Below are 24319 nucleotides of genomic sequence, written 5' to 3' on the forward strand. Positions count from 1 at the left end.
AATCAGGGTAAACGCGCGATACGGTCGGTTAGCAGCGCATAAAAGGCATTGGCATCGCCATTGCGAACAAACAGGGCATTTTTCGGCTTGCCGGTGACATGCCAATAATCAGCGACGGTCATGCCGCGCGTAAGTTCACTGTCGGTTTCGATTTCAACATTGCATAGCCGCCCCTCGAAGATTTCCGGCGCAAGCAGGTATGCCGTGACGCAGGGGTCGTGAAGGGGTGCGCCGTCCCAACCGTATTTTTCGAGATCGAAACGCTCGGAAAAGCCGAGCATTTCGGCAATAGCACTGCCCGATGCGTTGCCCAGATCGCGAAAGGCCTGAATGCGTTCGGGCGTTGAGAGCATCTGGTGGGTGACATCGAGCGGCATCACGACAAGCGGTACGCCTGACCGGAAGACGACATCGGCTGCTTCGGGGTCGACATAGATGTTGAATTCGGCGGCAGGCGTAATATTGCCGACTTCGAAATAGGCGCCGCCCATAAGCACGATTTCCTTGATGCGCGCTGCAATCGCGGGGGCTTTGACCAGCGCCATGGCCAGATTGGTCAAGGGGCCGAGCGCGCAAAGCGTGACCGTGCCCTCGGGTTCGCGCATGATCGTTTCGATAATGAAATCCACGCCATGCTGTTCTTCCAGTATTTTTACCGGCTCGGGCAGATCGGGTCCGTCCAGCCCCGTCTGGCCATGAACGTGCTCGGCGGTCACGAGTTCGCGCCGCAGGGGTCTTGAGCAGCCAGCGTAAACCGCCACATCGGTACGGCCAGACAACTCGACGACCTTGAGCGCATTTTTCGCGTTCTGGGCAAGTCCAACATTGCCGGCAACCGCCACAATACCGAGCAGGTCGATTTCAACGGGCGAGGCCAAGGCAAGCAAAATGGCAACGGCATCGTCCTGACCCGGATCGGTGTCGATAATGATTTTGCGCTGCATGAAAGACCTCCAAAAAGACTCACGATAAAAGTGACGATCCTAGAACAAGTCCGGAAAAGTAGGAACCGGTATGCGGTACGCAAAAAGGAGGGCAGATGGGCAATGGCCTTCGCGATTGTAAATATGATGTGAGGTATCAGCTTTCTTGACATAGTTTAGAATTATTATAATGTACGAAGCTATTGGAGGCTGATTCCGATGACTGTTAAGCTGTGATTTGCGGCGGGTCGGAAGCAGATACAAGGGTTGAGAAAGGCTAGGACATGAGACTGACGCGACAGTCGAGCTATGCAGTTCGGACACTGATGTATTGTGCGGTCAATGCGCCCGAGCTTTCGCGGGTCAGCGATGTGGCCAAAGCTTATGGCATTTCCGAATTGTTTCTGTTCAAGCTGATCAAGCCTTTGGTGGAAAACGGCTTGCTTGAAACGGTACGCGGCCGACATGGCGGTATTCGCCTTGCACGCCCGGCGTCGGAAATTACGTTGCTCGATACCATCAAGCTCACCGAAGAGAATTTCGCGCTGGCGGAATGTTTTGAAGGTGGCGACACCTCATGCCCGCTTGTCGCCGGTTGCGACCTTAATTCCGCGTTGCATGAAGCGCTGCACGCGTTTTTCGCGGTTCTTGAATCCTACACAATCGCCGACCTTACCGATAAGCGCCGTGCCATGCGTTCGCGCCTTGGGATCGAGATGCTTGGCCTGAGCGAATTGAACTAGGCTTGCTCTGAGATCCCACAGCAGGCGCCCAGCGCATTTCTCTGCCCACATCGCCCCATGCCGGTCAGCTTTCACCCTCGGCAAAAAAATTGCCGGAATTATAAATATGATGTTTACAGTCATGTTTATTTCCTGTAGCAAAGGTCCTGCAGGAGTGAGGCCTGCCCCTTGGCCCTGTAGGCGGAGCGCCAAAGCCGCGTACAGGGCCTCTTTCTCCTCGCAAAACTCGAGTCATCCGGTCGTTTTTGACCGTTTGATAAAAAACTATTTTTTACCGATTGATAAAAAATCGGTTCCGCGTTAGCGTCACTTCCAGAGGGAAAATCTGGGAGGGCGTTTTTATGCCTGAAGGTCAATTTGCAAAGGGGATTGTAGCCGGACGTCTGACTCCGGAACAATATGCAGATAACTTCTCGGATCTGCATCAGCCCTTTTCCGAACACGAAGCACGCGTCGAGGCCGACCGGTGCTATTTCTGCTATGACGCGCCGTGCATGACGGCGTGTCCGACATCGATCGACATTCCCATGTTCATTCGTCAGATCGCGACGGGCAACCCGCTGGGATCTGCCAAGACGATTTTCGATCAGAATATTCTGGGCGGCATGTGCGCCAGGGTCTGTCCAACCGAAACGCTGTGTGAAGAAGTCTGCGTGCGTGAAGTCGCGGAAGGAAAGCCCGTGCAGATCGGACGGCTGCAGCGCTATTCAACCGATGTTGCTATTGCACAAGGCGTTCAATTTTACGAGCGCGCAGAGCCCACGGGCAAGAAGATCGCCGTTATCGGGGCGGGGCCCGCAGGCCTTGCCTGCGCCCATCGTCTTGCCGTCAAGGGGCATGAAGTCACGATTTACGATGCGCGCGAAAAGGCGGGCGGGCTCAATGAATACGGCATCGCGGCCTATAAAACGACGGACAATTTCGCTCAGGCCGAAGTCGATTACGTAACAGCGATTGGCGGCATCGCCATTGAAAACGGTAAGGCGCTTGGGCGCGACGTTTCGCTTTCCGATCTTGCCAGCCGCTACGATGCTGTCTTCCTGGGTCTCGGTTTGGGCGGGGTCAATGCCCTGCGCTCGCAAGGCGAGGAGGCCGCGTCCAATGCGGTCGACTATATCGCCGGACTGAGGCAGGCCTCAGATCTTTCAGCTATTCCGGTTGGGCGTCGCGTCGTCGTAATCGGCGGTGGCATGACGGCGATTGACGTTGCCGTTCAGGCCAAGCTTTTGGGCGCGGAAGATGTTACAATCTGCTATCGCCGCGGCAAGGACCAGATGAACGCATCGCTGTTCGAGCAGGACCTGGCGGCCGCAACGGGTGTGACGATCCGGCATTGGCTGGCACCCCGTCGCGTATTGGCCGACGGTGACAATGTCAGCGGGATCGAGCTCGAATATACGCGGCTTGATGGTGACACTCTGGTCATGACCGGGGAGACCATGACGCTCGAAGCCGATCAGGTGTTCAAGGCGATCGGTCAGACCTTTGCCGCCGGGGCACTCAACGGGAGCGGTGCCCAAATCGAACTTGAAGGTGGGCGGATCAAGGTCGATGCCGAAGGTAGGACGTCACTCGACAAAGTGTGGGCAGGTGGCGATTGCGTTGCCGGAGGCGAGGATTTGACTGTTTCGGCGGTAGCAATGGGACGCGACGCTGCCGAGAGTATGCACCGCGCATTGATGGGAGGTCAAAATGGCTGATCTGCGCAGTAATTTCGTCGGTATCAAATCACCCAATCCGTTCTGGCTGGCCTCCGCGCCGCCAACCGACAAGGCCTATAACGTGATCCGTGCCTTTGAGGCGGGGTGGGGTGGTGTTGTCTGGAAAACGCTTGGGGAAAATCCGCCGGTCGTCAATGTCAACGGGCCGCGCTATGGGGCCATTTGGGGCGCTGATCGCAGGCTTTTGGGCCTGAACAATATCGAACTGATCACCGACCGCGATCTTTACACCAATCTGCGCGAGATCAAGCAGGTCAAGCGTGACTGGCCGGACCGGGCGATTGTGGTTTCGCTCATGGTGCCTTGCGAAGAAGAAAGCTGGAAAAACATTTTGCCGCTGGTTGAAGAAACCGAGGCAGATGGTATCGAGCTCAATTTCGGTTGTCCGCACGGTATGAGCGAGCGCGGCATGGGTTCGGCAGTCGGGCAGGTGCCTGAATATGTCGAAATGGTCGTGCGCTGGTGCAAGCAATATACCCGCATGCCAGTCATTACCAAGCTCACGCCCAATATCGCCGACGTCCGCAAGCCGGCCCGCGCCGCTCACGCCGGTGGCACCGATGCAGTGAGCCTGATTAATACGATCAACTCGATCACAGCGGTCAATATCGATACTTTTGCGCCCGAGCCGACCATTGATGGAAAAGGCACCCATGGCGGTTATTGCGGTCCGGCAGTCAAGCCCATCGCGCTCAACATGGTCGCCGAGATTGCACGCGACGCGCAGACGCGCGGATTGCCGATTTCAGGGATCGGTGGCGTTACAACCTGGCGCGATGCGGTCGAATTCATGGCGCTCGGTGCCGGCAACGTGCAGGTCTGTACCGCCGCGATGACCTATGGTTTCCACATCGTGCAGGAAATGATCACCGGTCTTTCCAACTATATGGACGAGAAGGGGTTCGCTTCGGTCGACGAGATTGTTGGGCGCGCCGTTCCCAATGTCACCGACTGGCAATATCTCAATCTCAACTATGTCACCAAGGCCAAGATCAATCAGGATCTCTGCATTTCCTGCGGTCGTTGCCACATCGCTTGCGAGGATACTTCGCATCAGGCCATCACCAAGGAGGTCGATGGCAAGCGTATGTTCATGGTGATGGATGACGAATGCGTTGGGTGCAACCTGTGCGTGAATGTCTGTCCAGTCGATGATTGCATCACCATGGAGCCATTGCCGGCCGGGGCGCTGGATGAGCGTACCGGTGAGCGCGTGCCGGAGCATTATGCGAACTGGACGACGCATCCCAACAATCCGGCAGCCAAAGTCAGCGAACCGGCGGAGTAGGATTGGCTTGAGCGGCGCCCGGCAAAAACCGGGCGCCTTTTTTTGGTTGTATATTGCGGATATAAAATATCCATGATAAATATTATCCACGAATTGGGAGTGTGTTCATGAAGCTCAGTGAAGGTGTCGAACAGGCAATTCATAGTGTGGCGATGCTTGCAGGGCTCGGCGCCAATGACGTGCTGCCGGCTTCGGCGCTTGCAGAATTTCATGGCGTCTCGACGAGCTATTTGCTCAAGCATTTACGTGCCTTGACGGATGCGGGGATTGCCGAGTCTGTGCCCGGTCCCAAAGGCGGGTATCGATTGGCGAAGCGGCCCGATCGGATCACGCTGCTCGATGTCGTGCTGGCAATCGAAGGCTCCGAACCGGCGTTTCGGTGCGCTGAAATCCGCCAGCGCGGTCCAAGACCTCTCGACAAGAAATTTTATAGATCGCCCTGCCAGATCAACACTGCGATGCTTAAAGCCGAGCAAGTCTATCGCGCAGAATTGCGCAAGACCGTGATCTCCGAGCTGTTGGTGGACAGTGAGCCGGAACTGATCGGGGCAATTGAAGAACGGGAATGCTGGTTCTTGGCCCGCAATGCCCGGCCTCAGCCATAACCCTTCTCTTCAGCATCATGAGGAACTATTTTTTATGCAACAACAACGTCTCGATATTACCAAGGCTGCCCCGGAAGCCTTCCAGGCAATGCTTTCATTTGACAGCAAGGTCATAAAGGAAAGCGGGCTCGCTTCCCGCTTGATCCATTTGATCAAGCTCAGAGCATCGATAATCAATGGCTGCGCATATTGCGTCGACATGCACACCAAGGAATCGCTCAAGGACGGGCTTTCAGTGCAATGGGTCAGCCTTGTTTCGGTCTGGCGCGAAGCAGCAGTATTTACTGAGGCGGAGCGTGCAGTTCTGGGCTGGGTCGATGCTGTTACGCTGTTGCCCGAAACAGGCGCTCCGGATGATGCTTATGAGGCCGTGCGGGCACATTTCAGTGAGGCAGAGGTTGCCGAAATCACGGTCGTCATCGGGTTGATCAATGTGTGGAACCGTATCGCCGTCAGTTTCCGCTCCCAGCATCCGATCGACGTTGCCGACGCGGCTTAGGCTTGCGCAACAAACTCTGCTGAAGGGGGGCGCTTGTCTGCGCCTTCCTTATGACGATGGCGGTTGGTGTGGCATCGCCTGTTTCGTGATCTGCCCAATCGCGACCAGCTTCGTTCTCCTGCAAGATGCTTGGCTGCGATTGCCTGCATTGCAGGTTATGACCTACGTTTATCTCCGGCCCGGCATCGTTGTGGTAGTTGTGATCCTCGCAATCGCCATCGACAAATGTGCTCAATGGAGGGGAAATGGAAAAGGTTATTGGTATTGGCGGGTTCTTTTTCAGGGCAAAAGATCCTGCCGCGCTCGGCAAATGGTATCATGATGCGTTGGGTATCACGTTGCCGCCCCAAACCTATGAAAGCGATGTTTGGCAGCAAGAGGCGGGTGTAACCGTTTTTTCCGCTTTTGCGCTGGACAGCACGATGTTCGGTAGCCGGGACAAAAACTGGATGCTTAATTTTCGTGTCCGTGATCTTGACGCCATGGTGGCCCAGCTCGAAGCGATGGGCACAAGCGTTGAACTTGATCCTGAGCGCTACCCCAACGGGCGGTTTGCCTATTTCAAGGATCCGGAAGGCAATCCATTGCAAATATGGCAGCCAGAAGGGCGCGATCTCTAGAGCGTGCCCAGCAAAAGCATGCCTGTGGACTTGATCCGAGGGTGGAAACGATTTTTCGGTTCGGACGCGCGACAAATCAAAGACTTGGAGCAAATCTGCGATTCCGTGAAAAGCGGATTTGTTCTAAGCTTTTTTCGCCGGGCTAAGTCCGTGAAGAAAGAGCTGATCGAGAAAGCGCGCGGCATCCTCAAACCGGCCTTCACCCGAGCGCTCGCGTCCCAGTACGGCGCGAACCTGGATATCGAAATCGGCATAGTGCTGCGTTGTTGCCCAGATTGAAAAAATCAGGTGGTATGGGTCGCACTTGGCAATCTTGCCTTCGGCCATCCAGCCGCGAATGACGGCAGCCTTCTCGTCCACCAAATTTTTCAGTTCCGTATGCAGCACATCGTGGAAACCGGGGGCGCCGCGCAGCATTTCGTTGGCGAAAAGCCGGCTTTCACGGGGAAAGTCGCGGCTCATTTCAAGCTTGCGGCGGATGTAGGACTGGATTTCCGGCAAAGGATCGCCATCGGCATCCAGATCGCGCAGCGGGTCGAGCCATGTATCGAGAATACGCGCGAGAAGCGGGGCGTGAATATCTTCCTTGGATTTGAAGTAATAGAGCAGGTTGGGCTTGCTCATACCTGCCGCTTCGGCGATCTGATCGATGGTCGAACCACGGAAGCCGTGCTGAGAAAAGACATCAAGCGCGGCTTCAAGAATCAGCTCCTGTTTCTCGCGTTGGATGCGGGTGACGGGCCGTGGTGTTTCTGCGTCTGCGCTCATAGTTTTGCAAATGCCTCCAATAAGCAAGCTCGGTCAACGGATATATCGGGCCACGCGTGAGGCTTTTCAAAAAATGATGCGCAGCGGCAAAATTATTGCCTTGAACCTTGCGCATAGAGTGCTAGAATTTTTCCAATCGGTCAAAAAAAATCTGGCCACAATTAATAACCGGCAAAACCAAACACGCCGGAAAGGGAACATTCATGTCTCAGGGTGCTCAGTCGATCCCTAACGATCTCAATGCGTTCTGGATGCCGTTTACGGCGAACCGGCAGTTCAAGAAAGCGCCTCGCATGTTCGTGGGTGCAAAGGACATGCACTATACAACCTCGGATGGACGACAGGTGCTCGACGGCACGGCCGGACTGTGGTGCGTCAATGCCGGCCATTGCCGTCCGCTGATTACCGAGGCGATCCAGAAGCAGGCCGCTGAACTGGACTATGCGCCGGCCTTTCAGATGGGGCATCCCAAGGCTTTCGAGTTGGCCAACCGGCTTGTCGATCTGGCCCCGGAAGGGCTCGATCATGTGCTCTATACAAATTCGGGATCTGAATCGGTTGAAACGGCGCTGAAAGTCGCGCTGGCTTATCAAAAGGCGACTGGGCAAGGTTCGCGCACGCGGCTGATCGGGCGCGAGCGCGGCTATCATGGGGTCAATTTCGGCGGCATTTCGGTGGGCGGGATTGTTGCCAACCGGAAAATGTTCGGCACGCTTTTAACCGGTGTGGATCACCTGCCGCATACGCACAATCTTGCAAAGAACGCCTTTTCGCGCGGCGAGCCCGACCATGGCGCGTCGCTTGCCGATGAGCTTGAGCGTATCGTCACGTTGCATGATGCCTCGACAATTGCTGCGGTGATTGTCGAGCCGGTGGCAGGTTCAACCGGGGTGCTCATTCCGCCGCCGGGTTATCTGAAGCGGTTGCGTGAGATTTGCGACAAGTACGGCATCCTATTGATTTTTGACGAGGTTATCACCGGTTTCGGTCGGCTGGGTACGCCATTTGCCGCGGACTATTTCGATGTCACGCCCGACATCATGATTACCGCCAAGGGGTTGACCAATGGTGTGATCCCGATGGGGGCTGTGTTCGTGTCCTCAAAGATTCACGACGCCTTTATGACGGGGCCGGAACACCTCATTGAGTTTTTCCACGGCTACACCTATTCGGGCAATCCCATTGCCGCCGCGGCCGGTCTGGCGACGCTCGAAACCTATAAGCAAGAGGGCCTGCTTACCCGTGGGGCGGAGCTTGGGCCATATTGGGAGGATGCGCTGCATTCGTTAAAGGATGCGCCGCATGTGATTGATATTCGCAATATCGGACTGGTTGGCGCCATTGAGTTGGAGCCAATTGCGGGAGACCCGACAAAGCGCGCCTTTTCGGCCTTCGTCAAAGCCTATGAAAAGGGCGTTCTGATCCGCACAACCGGCGACATCATCGCCTTGTCGCCGCCGCTGATTGTGAAAAAAGACCATATCGATCAGATCGTTACAACGATCCGCGATGTCCTCGGGGAGGTGGACTGATCATGCAGGTTATAGAGAACGCCATTGGCGGAAAACGGGTTGTGTCCAACTCGGGCAGAAAGTCTGCGGTTTACAATCCCGCGACCGGCGAGCAGATCGCCGAACTCCCGCTCTCGACCACCTCCGAGATTGACGCGGCGGTGGCCAGCGCCAAAGCCGCGCAACCGGCCTGGGGCAATACGCCGCCGCTCAAACGCGCGCGGGTGATGTTTAAGTTCAAGGAACTGCTCGACCGGCACGCTGCCGACATCGCGCGTGAGATTTCGCGCGAGCACGGCAAGACCCATGACGATGCGCTGGGCGAAGTGCAGCGCGGTATCGAGTGCGTGGAATATGCCTGCGGAATCCCGGAGCTTTTGAAGGGCACATTCTCTCGCAATGTCGGCCCGGCAATCGATACCTACGCCGACCGGCAGCCGCTGGGTGTGGTCGCGGGGATTACGCCGTTCAATTTTCCGGCGATGGTGCCGATGTGGATGTATCCGGCGGCGATTGCCTGCGGAAACACCTTTATCTTGAAACCTTCCGAGCGCGATCCCTCGGCGCCGATGCTGGCCTGGAACCTGCTGATGGAAGCGGGGTGCCCCGAGGGCGTGCTCAACATCGTTCACGGCGACAAGGAGGCGGTCGACCATATTCTCGACCATCCCGACATCAAAGCTGTGAGCTTTGTCGGCTCCACACCGATTGCGGAATATGTCTATCAACGCGGGACGAAGGCCGGCAAACGCGTGCAAGCGCTTGGTGGCGCCAAGAACCACATGGTGATCCTCCCCGATGCGGATCTGGACCAGGCAGCGGATGCGCTGATGGGGGCCGGGTACGGATCCGCTGGGGAGCGCTGCATGGCGATTTCGGTCGCTGTACCGGTGGGCGACAAGACCGCCGATGCGCTTATCGAGCGGTTAAAGCCACGGGTGGAGAGCCTCAAGATTGGTCCGGCGACCGACAAGGACGCGGAGATGGGGCCACTCGTTACGGCCATGCATCGCGACAAGGTGGTCGGATATATCGACAAGGGTGTCGAAGAAGGTGCCGAACTGGTTGTCGATGGACGCGGGTTTTCGCTGCAGGGCTATGAGAATGGCTACTATGTCGGGGGCACGCTGTTCGACCGCGTGACGCCGGAAATGACGATCTACAAGGAAGAGATTTTCGGGCCTGTTCTTTCGGTCGTGCGTGCGCCGGACTATGCCGATGCGGTCAAGATGATCAATGAACATGAATATGGCAACGGCACCGCGATCTTCACCCGCGATGGCGACGCGGCGCGGGATTTTGCCGACAGGATCGAAGTGGGTATGGTCGGGGTCAATGTGCCGATTCCCGTGCCGGTGGCCTATCACTCGTTCGGCGGTTGGAAGCGGAGCCTTTTCGGCGATCATTCCATCTACGGACCGGAGGGTGTGCATTTCTATACGCGCCTTAAGACCGTGACGACGCGCTGGCCGGCGGGGATCAAATCCGGCGCCCAGTTTACATTTCCAACCCTGTGACTGACGACAAGAAGGGAGCAAAAAAGCATGGCCAAACTCGGTGACAATCTCAAGATCAACGGGGACCGGCTGTGGGATTCGCTTATGGAGATGGCGCAGATCGGGCCGGGGATTGCCGGGGGCAATAATCGGCAGACGGTGACCGATGCCGACAGTGAGGGGCGGCATCTTTTCAAGCGCTGGTGCGATGAGGCCGGATTGACGATGGGTGTCGACAAGATGGGCACCATGTTCGCCCGTCGCGAGGGCACCGATCCCGACGCGCTGCCGGTCTATGTGGGCAGCCACCTCGATACGCAGCCCACGGGTGGAAAATATGATGGCGTGCTGGGGGTGCTTGGTGGGCTGGAGATCGTCCGCACGTTGAACGATCTCGGCATCAAGACCAAGCATCCGATTGTCGTCACCAATTGGACCAACGAAGAAGGCACGCGCTTTGCGCCTGCCATGCTGGCGTCCGGCGTGTTCGTCGGTATGCATGAGCTCGATTGGGCCTACGACCGGGAAGACGCCAAGGGGCTGAAGTTCGGCGATGAACTCAAGCGTATCGGCTGGGTGGGCGACGAGGAGGTGGGGCTGCGCAAGATGAAGGCGTTCTTCGAGCTTCATATCGAGCAAGGTCCGATCCTGGAAGCTGAGGGCAAGGATATCGGTGTAGTCACGCACGGGCAGGGGTTGTGGTGGTTGCAGGTGACGCTGACCGGGAAGGATAGTCATACCGGTTCGACCCCGATGCCGATGCGCAAGAATGCCGGGCTCGGCATGGCGCGGATGACCGAACTGGTCCACCAGATCGCCATGAGCCATCAGCCCGAAGCGGTCGGTGCCATCGGGCATTGTGATGTCTATCCCAATTCGCGCAATGTCATTCCCGGCAAGGTGGTTTTCACCATTGATTTCCGTTCGCCGCATCAGGACGTGCTCGATGCGATGAAAGCGCGTTTTGAAGCCGAAGCGCCAAAGATTGCCGAAGAATTGGGGCTCGGTTTCGAGATCGAGGTGACAGGGCATTTCGATCCGGTGACTTTCGATGAGAATTGCGTTGCGGCTGTACGTAATGCGGCAGAACGGTTGGGCTATTCGCATCGTGACCTCGTATCCGGCGCGGGCCACGATGCATGCTGGATCAATCGGGTCTATCCCACGGCCATGGTGATGTGTCCTTGTGTCGATGGGCTATCGCATAACGAGGCTGAGGATATTTCCAAGGAATGGGCCGCGGCAGGGGCCGACGTCTTGCTGCACGCGGTGCTCGAGACTGCGGAGATCGTCGAATAGACATTTGAATTTGCGCGGCAAGCATGGGCAAACATGCTTGCGCCGACGCGCAACGGAACTCAGAGGGGAAATATCATGAGCACAGTCATCAAGGGCGGCACGGTCGTTACCGCGGACCTCACCTACAAGGCCGATGTCAGAATCGAAGGCGGCAGCATCGTTGAGATTGGCCAGGACCTGACAGGCGATACTGTCCTCGATGCGACCGGCTGTTATGTGATGCCGGGGGGGATCGATCCTCATACCCATCTCGAAATGCCCTTCATGGGCACCTATTCCACCGACGATTTTGAATCCGGTACGCGCGCCGCGCTTTCTGGCGGCACGACAATGGTTGTGGATTTCTGCCTGCCCAGCCCCGGTCAATCGCTGCTTGAAGCGATTTCCATGTGGGACAACAAGATCGGCAAGGCATCGTGTGATTTTTCTTATCACATGGCGATCACCTGGTGGGGCGAACAGGTGTTCAACGAAATGGAAGAGGTGGTCAAACGAGGCATTCCCACCTTCAAGCATTTCATGGCCTATAAAGGCGCGCTCATGGTCGATGATGATGAGATGTATGCCTCGTTTCAGCGTTGCGCCGAGTTGGGCGCGCTGCCACTCGTGCATGCGGAAAATGGCGATGTGGTTGCCAGCCTCACCCAGAAGCTGCTCGATGCCGGCAATAACGGGCCGGAGGCACATGCCTATTCGCGACCGCCGGAAGTTGAAGGAGAAGCCACCAATCGCGCGATCATGATTGCCGATATGGCGGGCGTTCCGCTTTATGTCGTGCATACGAGCTGTGAGCAGGCGCATGAAGCGATCCGGCGCGCGCGGTCAAAGGGGATGCGGGTTTATGGTGAGCCGCTGATTCAACATCTGGTGCTCGACGAGAGCGAATATGCCAATCCCGATTGGGACCACGCTGCGCGTCGCGTCATGTCTCCGCCCTTCCGCGATAAAACGCATCAGGATTCGCTCTGGGCAGGGCTGGCGTCAGGGTCGCTGCAGGTCGTTGCGACCGACCATTGCGCCTTCACGACCGATCAGAAGCGGTTCGGTGTCGGCAATTTTGCCAAGATTCCCAATGGAACTGGCGGACTTGAGGATCGGATGCCGGTTCTGTGGACCAAGGGGGTCAATACGGGCCGGTTGACCATGAACGAATTTGTGGCCGTCACCTCAACCAATATTGCCAAGATTTTGAACTGCTATCCCAAAAAGGGTGCAATTCTGCCCGGCGCAGATGCAGATATCGTTGTGTGGGACCCCAAGCGCAAAAAGACGATTTCGGCATCGAGCCAGCAATCGGCCATCGATTACAACGTCTTTGAAGGTATCGAGGTTGAAGGCCTGCCGCGCTTCGTTCTAACGAGGGGGAAAGTTTCGGTTGAAGAATCCACGATGAAGCACGAACCGGGCCACGGCAAGTTCGTGCCGCGTGAGCCCAATATGGTTGTCAATCGCGCGCTATCGCAGTGGAAGGAAATCACTGCGCCGCGCAAGGTGGAACGGACGGGTATTCCCGCGACTGGGGTTTGATGCGCGCGGTTTGGGGGCAAAGCATTTGGTGCAAGGTATGAGCGTAGTTGAGGCGGAAGGGTTAGGCCTCACATTTGAAACAAACGATGGGCCGGTCCATGCCCTTTCCGATGTCAATCTGACGATCGACAAGGGCGAGTTCGTTTCTTTCATCGGTCCATCTGGCTGCGGCAAGACCACCTTCTTGCGGGTAATTGCCGATCTTGAACAGCCAACATCGGGCACGATTACCGTCAATGGCACGACGCCGGAAAAGGCGCGCAAGCAGCGCTCTTACGGATATGTATTTCAGGCAGCAGGGCTTTATCCGTGGCGCACGATTGAGCGCAACGTGGCCTTGCCGCTCGAAATCATGGGTTATGCCAAGGCAGAACAACGCGAGCGGATTGCGCGCACGCTGGATCTGGTTAATCTGACCGGGTTTGAAAAGAAATACCCCTGGCAGCTTTCGGGCGGCATGCAGCAGCGCGCATCTATTGCCCGGGCGCTTTCTTTCGATGCTGACCTGCTTTTGATGGATGAACCGTTCGGCGCGCTTGACGAGATCGTGCGCGATCACCTCAACGATCAACTCTTGCAGCTTTGGGCTAAGACCGACAAAACCATCTGCTTTGTCACCCATTCGATCCCGGAGGCGGTTTACCTGTCCACCAAGATCGTGGTGATGAGCCCACGCCCCGGACGGGTGACAGATATCATCGAGTCGACGCTGCCCAAGGAGCGGCCGCTCGATATTCGCGAAAGCCCGGAATTTCTCGAAATTGCTGCGCGTGTCCGCGATGGATTGCGGGCCGGCCATTCCTACGAGGAATAGGCGATGGAACGGCTCACGCAAAATACCTGGTTTGCCGTTCTGGTGGTGGTCAGCGCCATCATCTTGATCTGGTATGGCTTTTCCATCCAGCTCAATATGCCTTGGCAACGGGGCGTTTATGCCCGCGCCGGGGAAGACGGCGTGCCGCTGTTGCAGTTGCTCAGTGATCTGTGGTCGCAGCAGCGACCGGTCTTGCCCGCGCCCCATCAGGTGGCCGTCGAGTTCTGGAATTCGGTCTTTCTGGCCAATCCGTCAACGCCGCGCAGCCTGATTTTCCATGCCTGGATCACATTGTCCGCCACGGGGTTGGGCTTTTTGTTCGGCACGCTGCTGGGTATCTTTCTTGCGGTTTTGATCGTTCACAATCGCGCCGTTGATCGGTCCTTGATGCCGTGGGTCATTGCCAGCCAGACGATTCCGATCCTGGCGATTGCGCCAATGGTCGTGGTGGTCCTTAATTCTGTGGGCCTGACGGGGCTCATTCCAAAGGCGTTGATCTCAACCTATCTGTCGTTTTTCCCCGTTGTTGTCGGCATGGTGAAGGGTTTTCGCTCGCCCGATGCCTTGCAACTCGACCTGATGCGGACATATAGCGCCAGCGGCGCGCAGATGTTCTGGAAGCTGCGCTGGCCGTCTGCCTTGCCCTTTCTCTTTACCTCGATGAAGGTCGGTGTCGCCGCCTCGCTCGTAGGCGCGATTGTTGGTGAATTGCCGACCGGTGCAGCCGGTGGATTGGGGTCGCGTCTTCTTGCGGGTTCATACTATGGACAAACCACGCAGATCTGGGCCGCGCTGTTTATGGCGGCGGCCCTTTCGGCAGCACTGATCTTTGCCATTTCCGCTGTTCAGAAGCTGACGCAAAAGGCCATGGGAGCACCGGCATGAATTCAGGCTGGATCATTTTTGCGGTTCTGTTCTGGATCGCTGCCTGGGGCATCAATGCGCTTCTCGTGCGCATAAGGGTGAGCAACAGCCAGAGTGCAATGGCGATCAATCTGGCTGTGCCGGTATTGTTCGGCATCACGCTTTTGGTGTTGTGGGAAGGCCTGGTTCGGGGATTCAATGTGCCCCAGGTCCTTCTGCCCGCGCCCAGCGTGATCTGGGAGCGCATATTGCTTTCAATTCCCAATCCGCTCTGGCCCGACTTCCAGCAAACATTTCTCAAGTCGGTCCTGACTGGCTATGCGATGGGCTGTTCTGCGGCTTTTGTGGTGGCCATCGCCATCGATCGCTCGCCATTCCTCAAGCGTGGACTGTTGCCGGTGGGCAATTTCGTCTCGGCATTGCCGCTCGTCGGCATCGCACCGATCATGGTGATGTGGTTTGGTTTCGACTGGCAGTCCAAAGCGGCTGTGGTCGTGGTGATGACGTTCTTTCCGATGCTGGTCAACACCGTTGCCGGGCTGAATGCCACTGGTCAGATGGAAAAGGACCTGATGCGGACCTATGCGGCAGGGTACTGGCAGACGCTCGTCAAATTACGCTTGCCCATGGCATGGCCTTTCATCTTCAATGCTCTCAAGATCAATTCGACGCTGGCTCTTATTGGCGCCATCGTTGCAGAATTTTTCGGCACTCCTGTCGTGGGGATGGGGTTCCGGATATCCGCGGCCATCGGACGACTGCAAGTCGATATGGTCTGGGCCGAGATCGCGCTTGCCGCGCTCGCCGGCTCGCTGTTCTACGGGTTGATTGCGCTTATCGAAAGGGCAGTCACCTTTTGGCATCCTTCCGTTCGTGGGGGACGGTAGGGACGGGCGTTAGGCGGGTAAACGCCGCGCGCTCGAAAACTGTGAACGATATTTTGCGACAGGCACACTCTGCCGCAGAGGAAATTTCAACAAGGGGAAACGGCAAATGAAAACTCTCATGACTGCAGCCCTCGCGGGTACAATGATGACTATCGCGGGATCGTCGGCCTTTGCACAGGACGCCTATCCGCTTACCTTCCAGCTCAAATGGGTCAACCAGGGGCAGTTTGCCGGTTATCTGGCAGCCAAGGACCTCGGCTATTATGACGAAGCTGGTCTTAACGTCACAATCAATCCCGGTGGTCCGGATATCGCGCCAGAACAGGTGATCGCAGGCGGTGGCGCTGATGTCATTACCACCTGGATGGCCGCCGCGCTGGCGGCACGCGAACGTGGCGTGGCGCTCGTCAATATTGCCCAGCCCTTTGCCGATACGGCATTGGAAATGGTCTGCTCGGAAGAAAGCGGTGTCCAATCGACCGCCGACTTCCCCGGCAAGACGCTGGGCGTATGGTTCTTTGGTAATGAATATCCGTTCTATGCTTGGATGGCGCAGCTTGGTCTGGCAACCGACGGGTCCGAAGGTGGCGTGGAAGTGTTGCGCCAGGCATTCTCCGCCGATCCGCTTTTGCAGGGGCAAGCCGACTGCATTTCGGTCATGCGCTACAATGAATACAAGCAGGTGCTCGATGCCGGTATTCCGGAAGACAGCCTGACTCTGTTCAACTTCGCCGATGAAGGCGTGGGTATGCTTGAAGACGGCCTATACGTGCTTGAGGACCGGCTCCAAGACCCCGATTTCGTGGATGCGATGACACGCTTTGTCGAAGCCTCCATGCGGGGTTGGGACTATGTGATCGAAAATCCTGAAGAAGCGGCCCAGATCGTTATCGACAACGATATGTCCGGCGCCCTGACACTGGAAAGTCAGATTTATCAGGTTGGTGTCGTTGGCTCGCTGATTGGCGGCCCAGCGCTGGATATGGACAGTTACGAGCAAACCGTAGCCACGCTTCTGTCGGCCGTTTCGCCAGATAATCCGGCGATCACGGCGGAGCCGGAAGGTGCCTATACAACAATCATTACCGATGCGCTGAACTGAGCGCATTGTTTCGGAAAAACATTGGAGAGGCGGAGCGATCCGCCTCTTTTTTCTGGTGCAATTGCATTTTGCCTCTCCAAATCTGCGGCCAAACGGGTTAGAGCGAGTCGGAACACAGGAACGCCCTGGTGCTTTTTACAGACTGCCAAAACGTTTTGGGAGGCAGTTGAGGATCAATCGCGGTATTAAGAGGAGACCCTGCATGACCATTCGCGCACTCGTTTGGGGCGAGAACATCCACGAGCAGAAAAACAAAGTGGTTGCAGAGCTTTACCCCGAAGGCATGCATGAAACCATCGCAAAATCCTTGCGCGAGGATGATGTTATTTCCGCCAGGACCGCCACGTTGCAGCAGCCCGAGCATGGGCTGACCGATTCCGTGCTGGCGGAGACCGATGTGCTCTTGTGGTGGGGCCATGCCGACCACGCGGCGGTAGAGGACGAAATCGTCGAGCGCGTGGCCAAGCGCGTTTACGAAGGCATGGGGCTGATCATCCTGCATTCTGGGCATTTCTCCAAGATTTTCAAACGCTTGATGGGCACCCCCTGCGCACTCAAGTGGCGTGAGGCGGGTGAGCGCGAGCGGCTTTGGGTGGTCAATCCTGGTCATCCGATTGCGCAAGGTCTGGGCGAATATTTCGAGCTTGAGTATGAGGAAATGTATGGGGAGCCGTTCTCGGTTCCCGAGCCTTTGGAAACCGTATTTGTCTCTTGGTTTCAGGGCGGTGAGGTGTTTCGTTCAGGACTGACATACCGGCGGGGGGCGGGGAATATCTTTTACTTCCGGCCCGGACACGAGACCTATCCGACCTATTACGACAAGACGGTAGGGCATGTGCTGCGCAATGCAGTGAAGTGGGCGCACAACCCGATTCCTGCCTATACCGGGGCTTACGAGGCGCCGAACGTGCCGGTGGACAAAGCGCTTGAACCGATTGAAGAGCGCGGCCCGAAGCTCCATGCTGACGGTGAAGAGGGTTTCAAATAGCCAGAATCGGTTCGCTTAGCGCGAGATTCAGGCACTATTAATTGCGCAAACCCGCCAGATTGTCCGGCTTGACGGAGAATTCTGGCGGGCTTTTTGCAAACAGGGTTCCGGGAGCATTTTCATGCGTCTTGTCATTCTTGGAACGGGCAACATGGCGTCGAGCCATGCAGCCCATTTCTCCGCGATCGAAGGTGTCGAAATCGTTGGCGCGGTCGATCTCAACCAGGAGCGGGTGGACCGTTTCGCAGGCGAATACAATATCGAACGCACCTTCACCAGTCTCGATGAAGCGCTGGCTTGGGGCGACTTTGACTCTATCGCCAATGTGACGCCGGACCGGTTCCATTATGAAACCTCGATGCAGGCCATGGCCGCCGGAAAGCATGTGTTTTGCGAAAAGCCGCTGGCGACAAATTACGAGCATGCCATGGAGATGGCCGATTTTGCCGATAAGCAGGGGCTGATCGGCATGGTCAATCTCACCTATCGCAATGTGGCGGAGTTGCAGCGCTTTCGCGAGATCGTGCTGGCCGGTGAGGTCGGTGCGATCAAACATGTCGAAGCAAGCTATTTGCAAAGCTGGCTGGTCTCGAAAGCATGGGGCGACTGGCGCACCGATCCGACCTGGCTGTGGCGGCTATCGAGCGATCATGGCTCGAACGGCACGCTTGGCGATATCGGCATCCACATTCTCGACTTTGCGGTTTTCGGCATCGACTCCGATATCGACCATGCCTTTTGCCGGCTGAAAACATTCGACAAGGCGCCGGAAGGCAAGATCGACGATTATGTTCTCGATGCCAATGACAGCTTCACCATGTCGCTGGAATTCGGCAATGGCGCGCTTGGCGTGATCCACGCGACCCGCTGGGCACCGGGCTATCTCAACACGCTGCGCCTGCGCGCTTATGGCGACAAGGGCGGCATCGAAATCCAGCATGGTTTCGATGGGACGAGCCTGAGACTTTGCACCGGCGAGGATATTGAAACCCAGAACTGGGTCGAAATGCCGGTTGAGCCTGTCCCCACAAATTATCACCGCTTTGCCGAAGCGGTTTGGGCAGGGGAAACACGGCAGCCCGATTTCCGGCACGCGGCCAATCTGCAACGGGTGCTTGACCTGGGCTTTGTTTCCGAAGCCAACCGGCGCGAGCTGAACGTCAGATAATTCTGCCCGCGCGCTTACCCTAAAACTGCGCTCCATGTGGCGGCGGCGGCGATGCACACAAACATCGCTGCCATGGCATTGCGGGTCGTCACCATGACAAGGGCGCCAATGCCCAGCGCGACCGCTTCGCGCAGGGATCCTCGGGCCAGAAAGCCCGCGAGAATTGCCGCAATGACCGAGGTGGACAGCGCCTCAAGGAAGCGGGTGCGCGCCGGGGTCAGCTTGACCCGCAGCATGATTTCGGGGCCGACAAGCCGGGTAAAAAGCGTTGCGACCGTGACAACAAGGATGGCGATCCAAACCATTGTCGTATCATCCACGGCGCAAAACTCCTGCAATGCCGCCAGCGAAGGCACCCGCCAGCACATTCCAGCCCACGGGCAGGAATGAAAGCGTTACAATGGCAACAATGGCGCCGACTATGAGCGGTAGAGCCGGGGTGCCCGAGCGCAGGCCGCCGATCATCACGGTCATGAAGAAAGCGGCCATGACCATATCGAGGCCGAATTTCGAGAGGTCTTCTGTCGCCCCACCGGCAAGAGCACCGGCGGCGGTACCGATAACCCAAAAGATCCACATCACAAGGCCGCCGCCAACCAATATTCCCAGATCGCGGTCGCCATTGCGCCGTGCGATCTGCATATCGGCAAAATTGGCATCGGAGAGAAACAGGCCCGCCAGAATGCGTTTGCGCCTTGGAAGGGTGTTGATGTCGGGCGCCAGCGCCGCACCGAAAATGATATGGCGTGCGTTGACGACAAGGGTGATGAGCGCAAGGGAAAGCAGGGGCAGCGGCTGGACCCATATATCGAGAACGGCGAACTGGGAGGCGCCTGCGAAAACCAGGGCGCTCATCGCGATGGCTTCAATCGGGGTCATGCCCGCGTTAATCGCGGCGGCGCCATAGCCAAAGCCGAACGGGAAAACAAGCAAGGCAATCGTTGCAAGGCGCCGCATCCCGGCAAGCACACCCTTGCCGGTAAGGGTAACAGTCATGAGAACATACCAACCAACATTCTTAGAGCATGCGTTCCTATAGAATCAGAACGCATGCTCTAAACCTTTGTTTTGTCGCGCTTTCAGATCAGGCGGTACCCACCTGATCTGAAAGCGCTCCAGTGCTGGTGTAGCCGCTGGCGGCGCACCGGGGAAGTGGGAAATTTGGTGGGGCTGGTTGCAACGCTGTTGTGGTTATTCCGAGGTTGTCTGCTCGGTTCTGGAGAAGTCTTGCGAGAATTACTATTGGGAAGCGGCCCCACACCGGCGGTTCCGTCAGGATTTGAATTTTCCGAAAGCGGCGATGCATCTTTAAGGAGCAGTTTTCCGGCGCTCAGGCCCTGCCGACCTGGAAATTATCGCGTATGCACTATGGTCTAACGCGAGGCGCCCCAGGCTTGTGCGGCCCGAGGCGCATCGCACTTAATTTTGCATTTCTTTGAGCTTCAGCCGAAGCAGCCGGTTTTCGACAAGTCGGTGAATGCTGGCCCAATGATTGCGACTCTTGCCAATCAAGTCAGGTGTGCGGCCAATCTCACGAGTTGCCGCGGCAGTCTCCCTGACCAGCTCGGGTGCAATTTCTAACCACATGTTCCGGACGTTGCTGAATCCGCCAACCCACTTGGCAGTGTTGGTCTTTGGGTCATATTCAACGAAGTTCCGGAACCCGGCAAGGATCGGGAAGGCAGCCCCCTTGGTGAGCCGATATTTGCTCGACTTTTGATGGCTGAACGGAAAGTCAAAGGTCTTCCTCCGAACTGGGGCTTCTTCCACGATTCTCATGCGACCAGCGCCAGAACTAATATGCTCGTTGTAGACTTCGCGAAAGTCATGGCGGATGCGATCATACAGCTCGAGCGCCTCGACTAACAACGGCTCAAGTGCTGCGTACTTCCGCTTTGTCGGTGTCATGTCATTCTTCTTGAAGTCATCGGCATAGCGCTGGAGCGGCACCGACCATTTTTCATATGCGTGAATCGGGTGCGCCGTTCCAGAATTCGGGAAGTCAATTACGTTAATCGCTTCCAAGATCGAGATCAGATCCCGAACGTCGTGATTGCCCACGTCGCTTTCGCGCCAGGCTACATTCTTGGCCCATGGTTCATTCTGAATGCGAGATTTCAGACCGTCAAATATACCTTGGGTATTGTAGATGGATTGGTCTTTGACGCCAATTCCGGTGTTCTGCCCCTTGGCAATGTCCGCCTTCAGATCATCGAACCCAACCTTGTCGATGCCAGTGATAATCTTTACTTCGACATATTGGTCCGGATTCACAGTTCCATCGTCGATACAGCTTTCAATTATTCGAGCGGTATGGGCACCATTCACGATACCATCTTCGTCATGGATCAGGACGTCGAATGATTTCTTCCCAACTACTTTCACTTCGTCGGCAATGATCATGATGCCCAAGTTCATCAGGTCGAAGCTGCCGGGATAGGCTTCGTTTGCCCGCAAGCTTTCCGTCACGTCCTTGTATACGCGCCGGTTCATGCCCACCGCCTCACGTGCGTTGGCACCAGCCGGCAAGCCGAGCGGCAACTTGGACGCTTGGAGAAAAAAAGTGTGCTTAGTTACTGAAGGGAAAACGGCGTGCGAGAAGCTACGAGCTTCCGTTACGTCGAAGCGGTAAGGCTTCGCAGTCATGATATATCCTTTCGATGCCGTCGGTGCGGCTCATATGTGACTGATCCTAGGCTCGATGACCTGAATCGGGTTAAACTTTGCTCCTGCAAGTGCGACATGTCAACATCTCGGACAAAATTGGGCCGCGGTCGTTTCTGATCTCACCGCTGAAGTGAAATCAGACAGAGGAGAGTTTGGGCTATTTACTGCACCCAAAGTCGGCATTCCCCTACTCGCCCCCAGCCCTTGCTAGCCGCTAGCACGAAAAGGATTTGGCAAGTCCGCATTCCCATTCAGCCCAACTGGCGCTTCCCGCGCTGCGCCCTCCGAAAAAGTCGTGCCCAATTTTGGCCACAGGTCTTGCGCTGGTGCCGGGAACCGTTCATAAGGCCGCTGCAAATCGGACTCGGCTTTGCCGGGTGGCTTCTCCGGGCGCCTATCCCTCGGTAACCATCATACAGATTCTGAACAGCGCTGCTCCTCCCCGTGCATCGCACAGACATCCTGCCTGTTGGAAAAAATTCATGACATTGCTGTCCAATTACAAGCGCGAATGGTTCGGCAACATTCGCGGTGACGCTATCTCAGGGCTCGTTGTGGCCCTTGCCCTTATTCCCGAAGCTATCGCTTTTTCGATCATCGCCGGTGTCGACCCGCAGGTCGGCCTCTATGCTTCGTTTTCGATTGCGGTTCTGATCGCTTTTGTCGGCGGACGTCCAGGCATGATTTCGGCGGCGACCGCCGCAACCGCGGTGCTCATGATTACGCTGGTACGTGACCACGGGCTGCAATATCTGCTTGCTGCCACGGTGCTGGCCGGGCTTTTGCAGATCGGCGCCGGGGTGCTCAAACTCGGCTATGTCATGCGCTTTGTTTCGCGCTCGGTCATCACCGGCTTTGTCAACGCGCTGGCCATTCTGATTTTCATGGCCCAGATCCCCGAGCTTACCAATGTCGGCTGGGAAACCTATGCCATGGTCGCTGGCGGACTGGCGATCATTTATCTTTTCCCGCGCCTGACAACGGCCATCCCTTCGCCGCTGGTCTGCATCGTGGTGCTTACCGCGCTGGCCATTTTCCTTGGCATGGATGTGCGGACCGTGGGCGATATGGGACAATTGCCCGATACGCTTCCGGTGTTCCTGATCCCACAGATTCCGCTGACGTTTGAAACACTGGCGATCATTTTTCCCTATTCGGTGGCCGTGGCTGTGGTGGGCCTGCTGGAGTCGCTGATGACCCAGCAGATCGTTGACGATCTGACCGACACAAAATCGAACCGCAATCAGGAATGTATCGGGCAGGGCATCGCCAATACGGCAACCGGGTTTATCGGTGGCATGGCCGGTTGCGCCATGATCGGCCAGTCGATGATCAATGTGAAATCGGGTGGCAGGGGGCGGCTTTCGTGCTTTCTTGCCGGGGTTTATCTTTTGGGATTGCTGATGCTTTTGGGCGACCTTGTTTCACAAATTCCGATGCCTGCTCTTGTCGCGGTGATGATCATGGTCTCGATCGGTACGTTCTCGTGGAGCTCGATCAAGAATGTCGTCACCCATCCGCGCAGTTCCTCGATTGTGATGATCGCGACGGTGTTTGCCGTTGTTTACACGCACAATCTGGCCATTGGCGTTCTGGTGGGCGTGTTGCTCTCGGGCATCTTCTTTGCCTGGAAGATTTCGCAAATTTTCCGCGTGTCCTCGACGCTTTCGGAAAGCGGAAGCCATCGTACCTATACGGTTGAGGGGCAGGTGTTTTTTGCCTCGGCGGAAGATTTTACAGCGGCGTTCGATTTCAAGGAAGTGCTCGACAAGGTTACAATCGATGTCAGTCGCGCTCATATCTGGGATATTTCCAGCGTGCAGGCGCTCGATATGATAATCCTGAAGTTCCGCCGCGAGGGGGCCGAGGTCGAAGTTCTTGGGCTCAACGAGGCGAGTGAAACCATCGTTGACAGGCTTGCAATACACGACAAGCCGGGCGCCATGGAAAAACTGATGGGCCATTGAGGAGGGCAGGATAATGAAAATCGTCAGCTTTATAGACGGTTCAAGCTATACCCAGAGCGTGCTCGATCATACGCAATGGGTGGCCGAAAAAACCGGCGCCAGCGTTGAAATCGTGCATGTGATCGGGCGGCGCGATACCGAAACGCCCATGAACTGGAGCGGTAATCTGGAGTTGGGCGCACGCACGGCGCTGCTTAATGAGCTTGCCGAACATGACGCCCAGCGGGCCAAGCTGGCGCAAGAGCGTGGACGGTTGCTGGTCAGCGACGCGGCCGCGCAATTGACCAAGGCCGGTGTCGCCGCGCAGGGCAAATTGCGGCGTGGCGATTTCATCGACGCCATTGCGGACCTTGAAGGGGACACCGATCTTTTCATCATCGGCAAGCGCGGCGAGGCCGCAGATTTTGCCAAGATGCATCTGGGGTCCAACCTCGAGCGTGTTGCCCGCCAGAGCAAGAAACCCGTGATGGTGGCATCGCGGGCGTTCAAGCCGGTCAAGAGCTTCATGATCGCTTACGATGGCGGGGAGAGCGCGAACAAGGCGGTGGCCCATATTGCCAAGGGCAAGCTGTTTCCGGGCCTGGTGTGTCATCTGGTCATGGCCGGTAAGGACAACGCGGAAAATCGCGGCAGGCTTGAAGCCGCACAGCGACAGCTTGAGGCGCAGGGCTATGACGTGGTCCCGGTTCTCGAAGAGGCCGAGCCCGAAAAGTTGATCGTCGATTATGTGAAAGCAAAGGATATCGGGCTGCTGGTGATGGGCGCCTACGGGCATTCGCGCATTCGCAACCTGATCATCGGTTCAACCACGACCGAAATGATCCGTTCGGTGCTGGTCCCGGTCATGCTGTTCCGGTAACAC

At 56.7% G+C, this 24319-nt stretch carries 23 protein-coding genes and 1 other annotated feature; of the genes, 18 read left to right on the plus strand and 5 right to left on the minus strand.

From position 1 onward, the window contains the following. Positions 1–2 precede the first annotated feature (2 nt). The gene (locus EO133_RS11375; RefSeq protein WP_127072758.1) at positions 3–944 is read right to left on the minus strand and encodes a nucleoside hydrolase; all 942 of its coding nucleotides are present in this window, start codon (positions 942–944) and stop codon (positions 3–5) included. Between the two features lie 263 nt (positions 945–1207). Here EO133_RS11375 and rirA point away from each other — a divergent pair, with 263 nt between their 5' ends. From rirA to EO133_RS11405, 6 genes are all read left to right on the plus strand, one after another. Next, positions 1208–1666 carry an iron-responsive transcriptional regulator RirA gene (gene rirA, locus EO133_RS11380; RefSeq protein WP_127072759.1) on the plus strand — a complete coding sequence of 153 codons (459 nt, stop codon included), beginning with the start codon at positions 1208–1210 and terminating at the stop codon, positions 1664–1666. Positions 1667–2007: 341 nt separating this feature from the next. Next, the gene (locus EO133_RS11385; protein ID WP_127072760.1) at positions 2008–3366 is read left to right on the plus strand and encodes an NAD(P)-dependent oxidoreductase; all 1359 of its coding nucleotides are present in this window, start codon (positions 2008–2010) and stop codon (positions 3364–3366) included. Beyond that, positions 3359–4675: an NAD-dependent dihydropyrimidine dehydrogenase subunit PreA gene (gene preA, locus EO133_RS11390; RefSeq protein WP_127072761.1), complete on the plus strand. Its 1317-nt coding sequence runs from the start codon at positions 3359–3361 to the stop codon at positions 4673–4675. The genes EO133_RS11385 and preA overlap by 8 nt, the downstream gene beginning before the upstream one ends. A gap of 107 nt (positions 4676–4782) precedes the next feature. After that, the gene (locus EO133_RS11395) at positions 4783–5280 is read left to right on the plus strand and encodes an RrF2 family transcriptional regulator (protein WP_127072762.1); all 498 of its coding nucleotides are present in this window, start codon (positions 4783–4785) and stop codon (positions 5278–5280) included. 34 nt (positions 5281–5314) lie between these two features. Then, a complete protein-coding gene (locus EO133_RS11400) occupies positions 5315–5779 on the plus strand; it encodes a carboxymuconolactone decarboxylase family protein (RefSeq protein WP_127072763.1) in 465 nt (154 codons plus the stop codon). 245 nt (positions 5780–6024) lie between these two features. Further along, positions 6025–6399 (plus strand): VOC family protein, encoded by a 375-nt coding sequence (locus EO133_RS11405; protein WP_127072764.1) that lies wholly within the window; start codon positions 6025–6027, stop codon positions 6397–6399. Positions 6400–6522: 123 nt separating this feature from the next. Here the strand turns inward: EO133_RS11405 and EO133_RS11410 are convergent, their stop codons facing one another. Next, positions 6523–7167, minus strand: a complete 645-nt coding sequence (locus EO133_RS11410; protein WP_127072765.1) for a TetR family transcriptional regulator C-terminal domain-containing protein — start codon at positions 7165–7167, stop codon at positions 6523–6525. A 203-nt stretch (positions 7168–7370) separates the two neighbouring features. On the opposite strand from EO133_RS11410, the gene aptA reads away from it, so the two are divergent. The 10 genes from aptA to EO133_RS11460 all read left to right on the plus strand — a co-directional run bounded on the left by aptA (position 7371) and on the right by EO133_RS11460 (position 18823). Next, positions 7371–8699 (plus strand): omega-aminotransferase AptA, encoded by a 1329-nt coding sequence (gene aptA / locus EO133_RS11415; RefSeq protein WP_127072766.1) that lies wholly within the window; start codon positions 7371–7373, stop codon positions 8697–8699. 2 nt (positions 8700–8701) lie between these two features. Further along, complete coding sequence (locus EO133_RS11420) at positions 8702–10195, plus strand: CoA-acylating methylmalonate-semialdehyde dehydrogenase (RefSeq protein ID WP_127072767.1); 1494 nt, start codon at positions 8702–8704, stop codon at positions 10193–10195. Positions 10196–10222: 27 nt separating this feature from the next. Continuing rightward, complete coding sequence (locus EO133_RS11425) at positions 10223–11473, plus strand: Zn-dependent hydrolase (RefSeq protein ID WP_127072768.1); 1251 nt, start codon at positions 10223–10225, stop codon at positions 11471–11473. Between the two features lie 75 nt (positions 11474–11548). Next, on the plus strand, positions 11549–13000 hold the full coding sequence (gene hydA / locus EO133_RS11430; RefSeq protein WP_127072769.1) for a dihydropyrimidinase: 1452 nt from the start codon (positions 11549–11551) through the stop codon (positions 12998–13000). A 37-nt stretch (positions 13001–13037) separates the two neighbouring features. Continuing rightward, a complete protein-coding gene (locus tag EO133_RS11435) occupies positions 13038–13814 on the plus strand; it encodes an ABC transporter ATP-binding protein (RefSeq protein WP_127072770.1) in 777 nt (258 codons plus the stop codon). A gap of 3 nt (positions 13815–13817) precedes the next feature. Continuing rightward, entirely contained in the window at positions 13818–14699 is an 882-nt protein-coding gene (locus EO133_RS11440; RefSeq protein WP_127072771.1) for an ABC transporter permease, read from the plus strand. Then, entirely contained in the window at positions 14696–15565 is an 870-nt protein-coding gene (locus EO133_RS11445) for an ABC transporter permease (RefSeq protein WP_127072772.1), read from the plus strand. Before EO133_RS11440 ends, EO133_RS11445 begins: the two co-directional genes overlap by 4 nt. A gap of 106 nt (positions 15566–15671) precedes the next feature. Continuing rightward, positions 15672–16667, plus strand: a complete 996-nt coding sequence (locus tag EO133_RS11450) for an ABC transporter substrate-binding protein (RefSeq protein ID WP_127072773.1) — start codon at positions 15672–15674, stop codon at positions 16665–16667. Positions 16668–16869: 202 nt separating this feature from the next. After that, positions 16870–17655 (plus strand): ThuA domain-containing protein, encoded by a 786-nt coding sequence (locus tag EO133_RS11455; RefSeq protein WP_127072774.1) that lies wholly within the window; start codon positions 16870–16872, stop codon positions 17653–17655. Between the two features lie 121 nt (positions 17656–17776). Continuing rightward, entirely contained in the window at positions 17777–18823 is a 1047-nt protein-coding gene (locus EO133_RS11460; protein ID WP_127072775.1) for a Gfo/Idh/MocA family protein, read from the plus strand. 14 nt (positions 18824–18837) lie between these two features. Here the strand turns inward: EO133_RS11460 and EO133_RS11465 are convergent, their stop codons facing one another. The 3 genes from EO133_RS11465 to EO133_RS11475 form a co-directional block, all read right to left on the minus strand. After that, positions 18838–19143 carry an AzlD domain-containing protein gene (locus tag EO133_RS11465; protein WP_164734984.1) on the minus strand — a complete coding sequence of 102 codons (306 nt, stop codon included), beginning with the start codon at positions 19141–19143 and terminating at the stop codon, positions 18838–18840. After that, complete coding sequence (locus EO133_RS11470) at positions 19136–19819, minus strand: AzlC family ABC transporter permease (RefSeq protein ID WP_127072777.1); 684 nt, start codon at positions 19817–19819, stop codon at positions 19136–19138. Before EO133_RS11470 ends, EO133_RS11465 begins: the two co-directional genes overlap by 8 nt. Before the next feature lie 423 nt (positions 19820–20242). Beyond that, positions 20243–21469 (minus strand): AIPR family protein, encoded by a 1227-nt coding sequence (locus EO133_RS11475; protein WP_127072778.1) that lies wholly within the window; start codon positions 21467–21469, stop codon positions 20243–20245. Between the two features lie 378 nt (positions 21470–21847). After that, positions 21848–21901, plus strand: a sequence feature (sul1 is cis-regulatory element that is thought to sense ions involved in sulfur or methionine metabolism; They are found in Alphaproteobacteria). A gap of 71 nt (positions 21902–21972) precedes the next feature. Between EO133_RS11475 and EO133_RS11480 the strand changes: the two genes are divergently transcribed. Together EO133_RS11480 and EO133_RS11485 are read left to right on the plus strand one after the other, a co-directional pair. Beyond that, positions 21973–23457, plus strand: a complete 1485-nt coding sequence (locus EO133_RS11480) for a SulP family inorganic anion transporter (RefSeq protein ID WP_127072779.1) — start codon at positions 21973–21975, stop codon at positions 23455–23457. A gap of 13 nt (positions 23458–23470) precedes the next feature. After that, the gene (locus EO133_RS11485) at positions 23471–24316 is read left to right on the plus strand and encodes a universal stress protein (RefSeq protein ID WP_308788783.1); all 846 of its coding nucleotides are present in this window, start codon (positions 23471–23473) and stop codon (positions 24314–24316) included. Positions 24317–24319: the final 3 nt, after the last annotated feature.

The organism is Pelagibacterium lentulum, from assembly GCF_003992625.1.
In the GTDB taxonomy this organism is placed as follows: domain Bacteria; phylum Pseudomonadota; class Alphaproteobacteria; order Rhizobiales; family Devosiaceae; genus Pelagibacterium; species Pelagibacterium lentulum.

What these genes read in the sequence shown, in the direction of transcription:
- EO133_RS11475 (WP_127072778.1), bottom strand. Translation starts at nt 21,469, where the DNA reads ATGACTGCGAAGCCTTACCGCTTCGACGTAACGGAAGCTCGTAGCTTC.
- preA (WP_127072761.1), top strand. Translation starts at nt 3,359, where the DNA reads ATGGCTGATCTGCGCAGTAATTTCGTCGGTATCAAATCACCCAATCCG.
- EO133_RS11435 (WP_127072770.1), top strand. Translation starts at nt 13,038, where the DNA reads ATGAGCGTAGTTGAGGCGGAAGGGTTAGGCCTCACATTTGAAACAAAC.
- EO133_RS11445 (WP_127072772.1), top strand. Translation starts at nt 14,696, where the DNA reads ATGAATTCAGGCTGGATCATTTTTGCGGTTCTGTTCTGGATCGCTGCC.
- EO133_RS11455 (WP_127072774.1), top strand. Translation starts at nt 16,870, where the DNA reads ATGACCATTCGCGCACTCGTTTGGGGCGAGAACATCCACGAGCAGAAA.
- EO133_RS11470 (WP_127072777.1), bottom strand. Translation starts at nt 19,819, where the DNA reads ATGACTGTTACCCTTACCGGCAAGGGTGTGCTTGCCGGGATGCGGCGC.
- EO133_RS11385 (WP_127072760.1), top strand. Translation starts at nt 2,008, where the DNA reads ATGCCTGAAGGTCAATTTGCAAAGGGGATTGTAGCCGGACGTCTGACT.
- EO133_RS11395 (WP_127072762.1), top strand. Translation starts at nt 4,783, where the DNA reads ATGAAGCTCAGTGAAGGTGTCGAACAGGCAATTCATAGTGTGGCGATG.
- aptA (WP_127072766.1), top strand. Translation starts at nt 7,371, where the DNA reads ATGTCTCAGGGTGCTCAGTCGATCCCTAACGATCTCAATGCGTTCTGG.
- EO133_RS11405 (WP_127072764.1), top strand. Translation starts at nt 6,025, where the DNA reads ATGGAAAAGGTTATTGGTATTGGCGGGTTCTTTTTCAGGGCAAAAGAT.
- EO133_RS11375 (WP_127072758.1), bottom strand. Translation starts at nt 944, where the DNA reads ATGCAGCGCAAAATCATTATCGACACCGATCCGGGTCAGGACGATGCC.
- EO133_RS11425 (WP_127072768.1), top strand. Translation starts at nt 10,223, where the DNA reads ATGGCCAAACTCGGTGACAATCTCAAGATCAACGGGGACCGGCTGTGG.
- EO133_RS11460 (WP_127072775.1), top strand. Translation starts at nt 17,777, where the DNA reads ATGCGTCTTGTCATTCTTGGAACGGGCAACATGGCGTCGAGCCATGCA.
- EO133_RS11410 (WP_127072765.1), bottom strand. Translation starts at nt 7,167, where the DNA reads ATGAGCGCAGACGCAGAAACACCACGGCCCGTCACCCGCATCCAACGC.
- rirA (WP_127072759.1), top strand. Translation starts at nt 1,208, where the DNA reads ATGAGACTGACGCGACAGTCGAGCTATGCAGTTCGGACACTGATGTAT.
- EO133_RS11450 (WP_127072773.1), top strand. Translation starts at nt 15,672, where the DNA reads ATGAAAACTCTCATGACTGCAGCCCTCGCGGGTACAATGATGACTATC.
- EO133_RS11440 (WP_127072771.1), top strand. Translation starts at nt 13,818, where the DNA reads ATGGAACGGCTCACGCAAAATACCTGGTTTGCCGTTCTGGTGGTGGTC.
- EO133_RS11400 (WP_127072763.1), top strand. Translation starts at nt 5,315, where the DNA reads ATGCAACAACAACGTCTCGATATTACCAAGGCTGCCCCGGAAGCCTTC.
- hydA (WP_127072769.1), top strand. Translation starts at nt 11,549, where the DNA reads ATGAGCACAGTCATCAAGGGCGGCACGGTCGTTACCGCGGACCTCACC.
- EO133_RS11480 (WP_127072779.1), top strand. Translation starts at nt 21,973, where the DNA reads ATGACATTGCTGTCCAATTACAAGCGCGAATGGTTCGGCAACATTCGC.
- EO133_RS11485 (WP_308788783.1), top strand. Translation starts at nt 23,471, where the DNA reads ATGAAAATCGTCAGCTTTATAGACGGTTCAAGCTATACCCAGAGCGTG.
- EO133_RS11420 (WP_127072767.1), top strand. Translation starts at nt 8,702, where the DNA reads ATGCAGGTTATAGAGAACGCCATTGGCGGAAAACGGGTTGTGTCCAAC.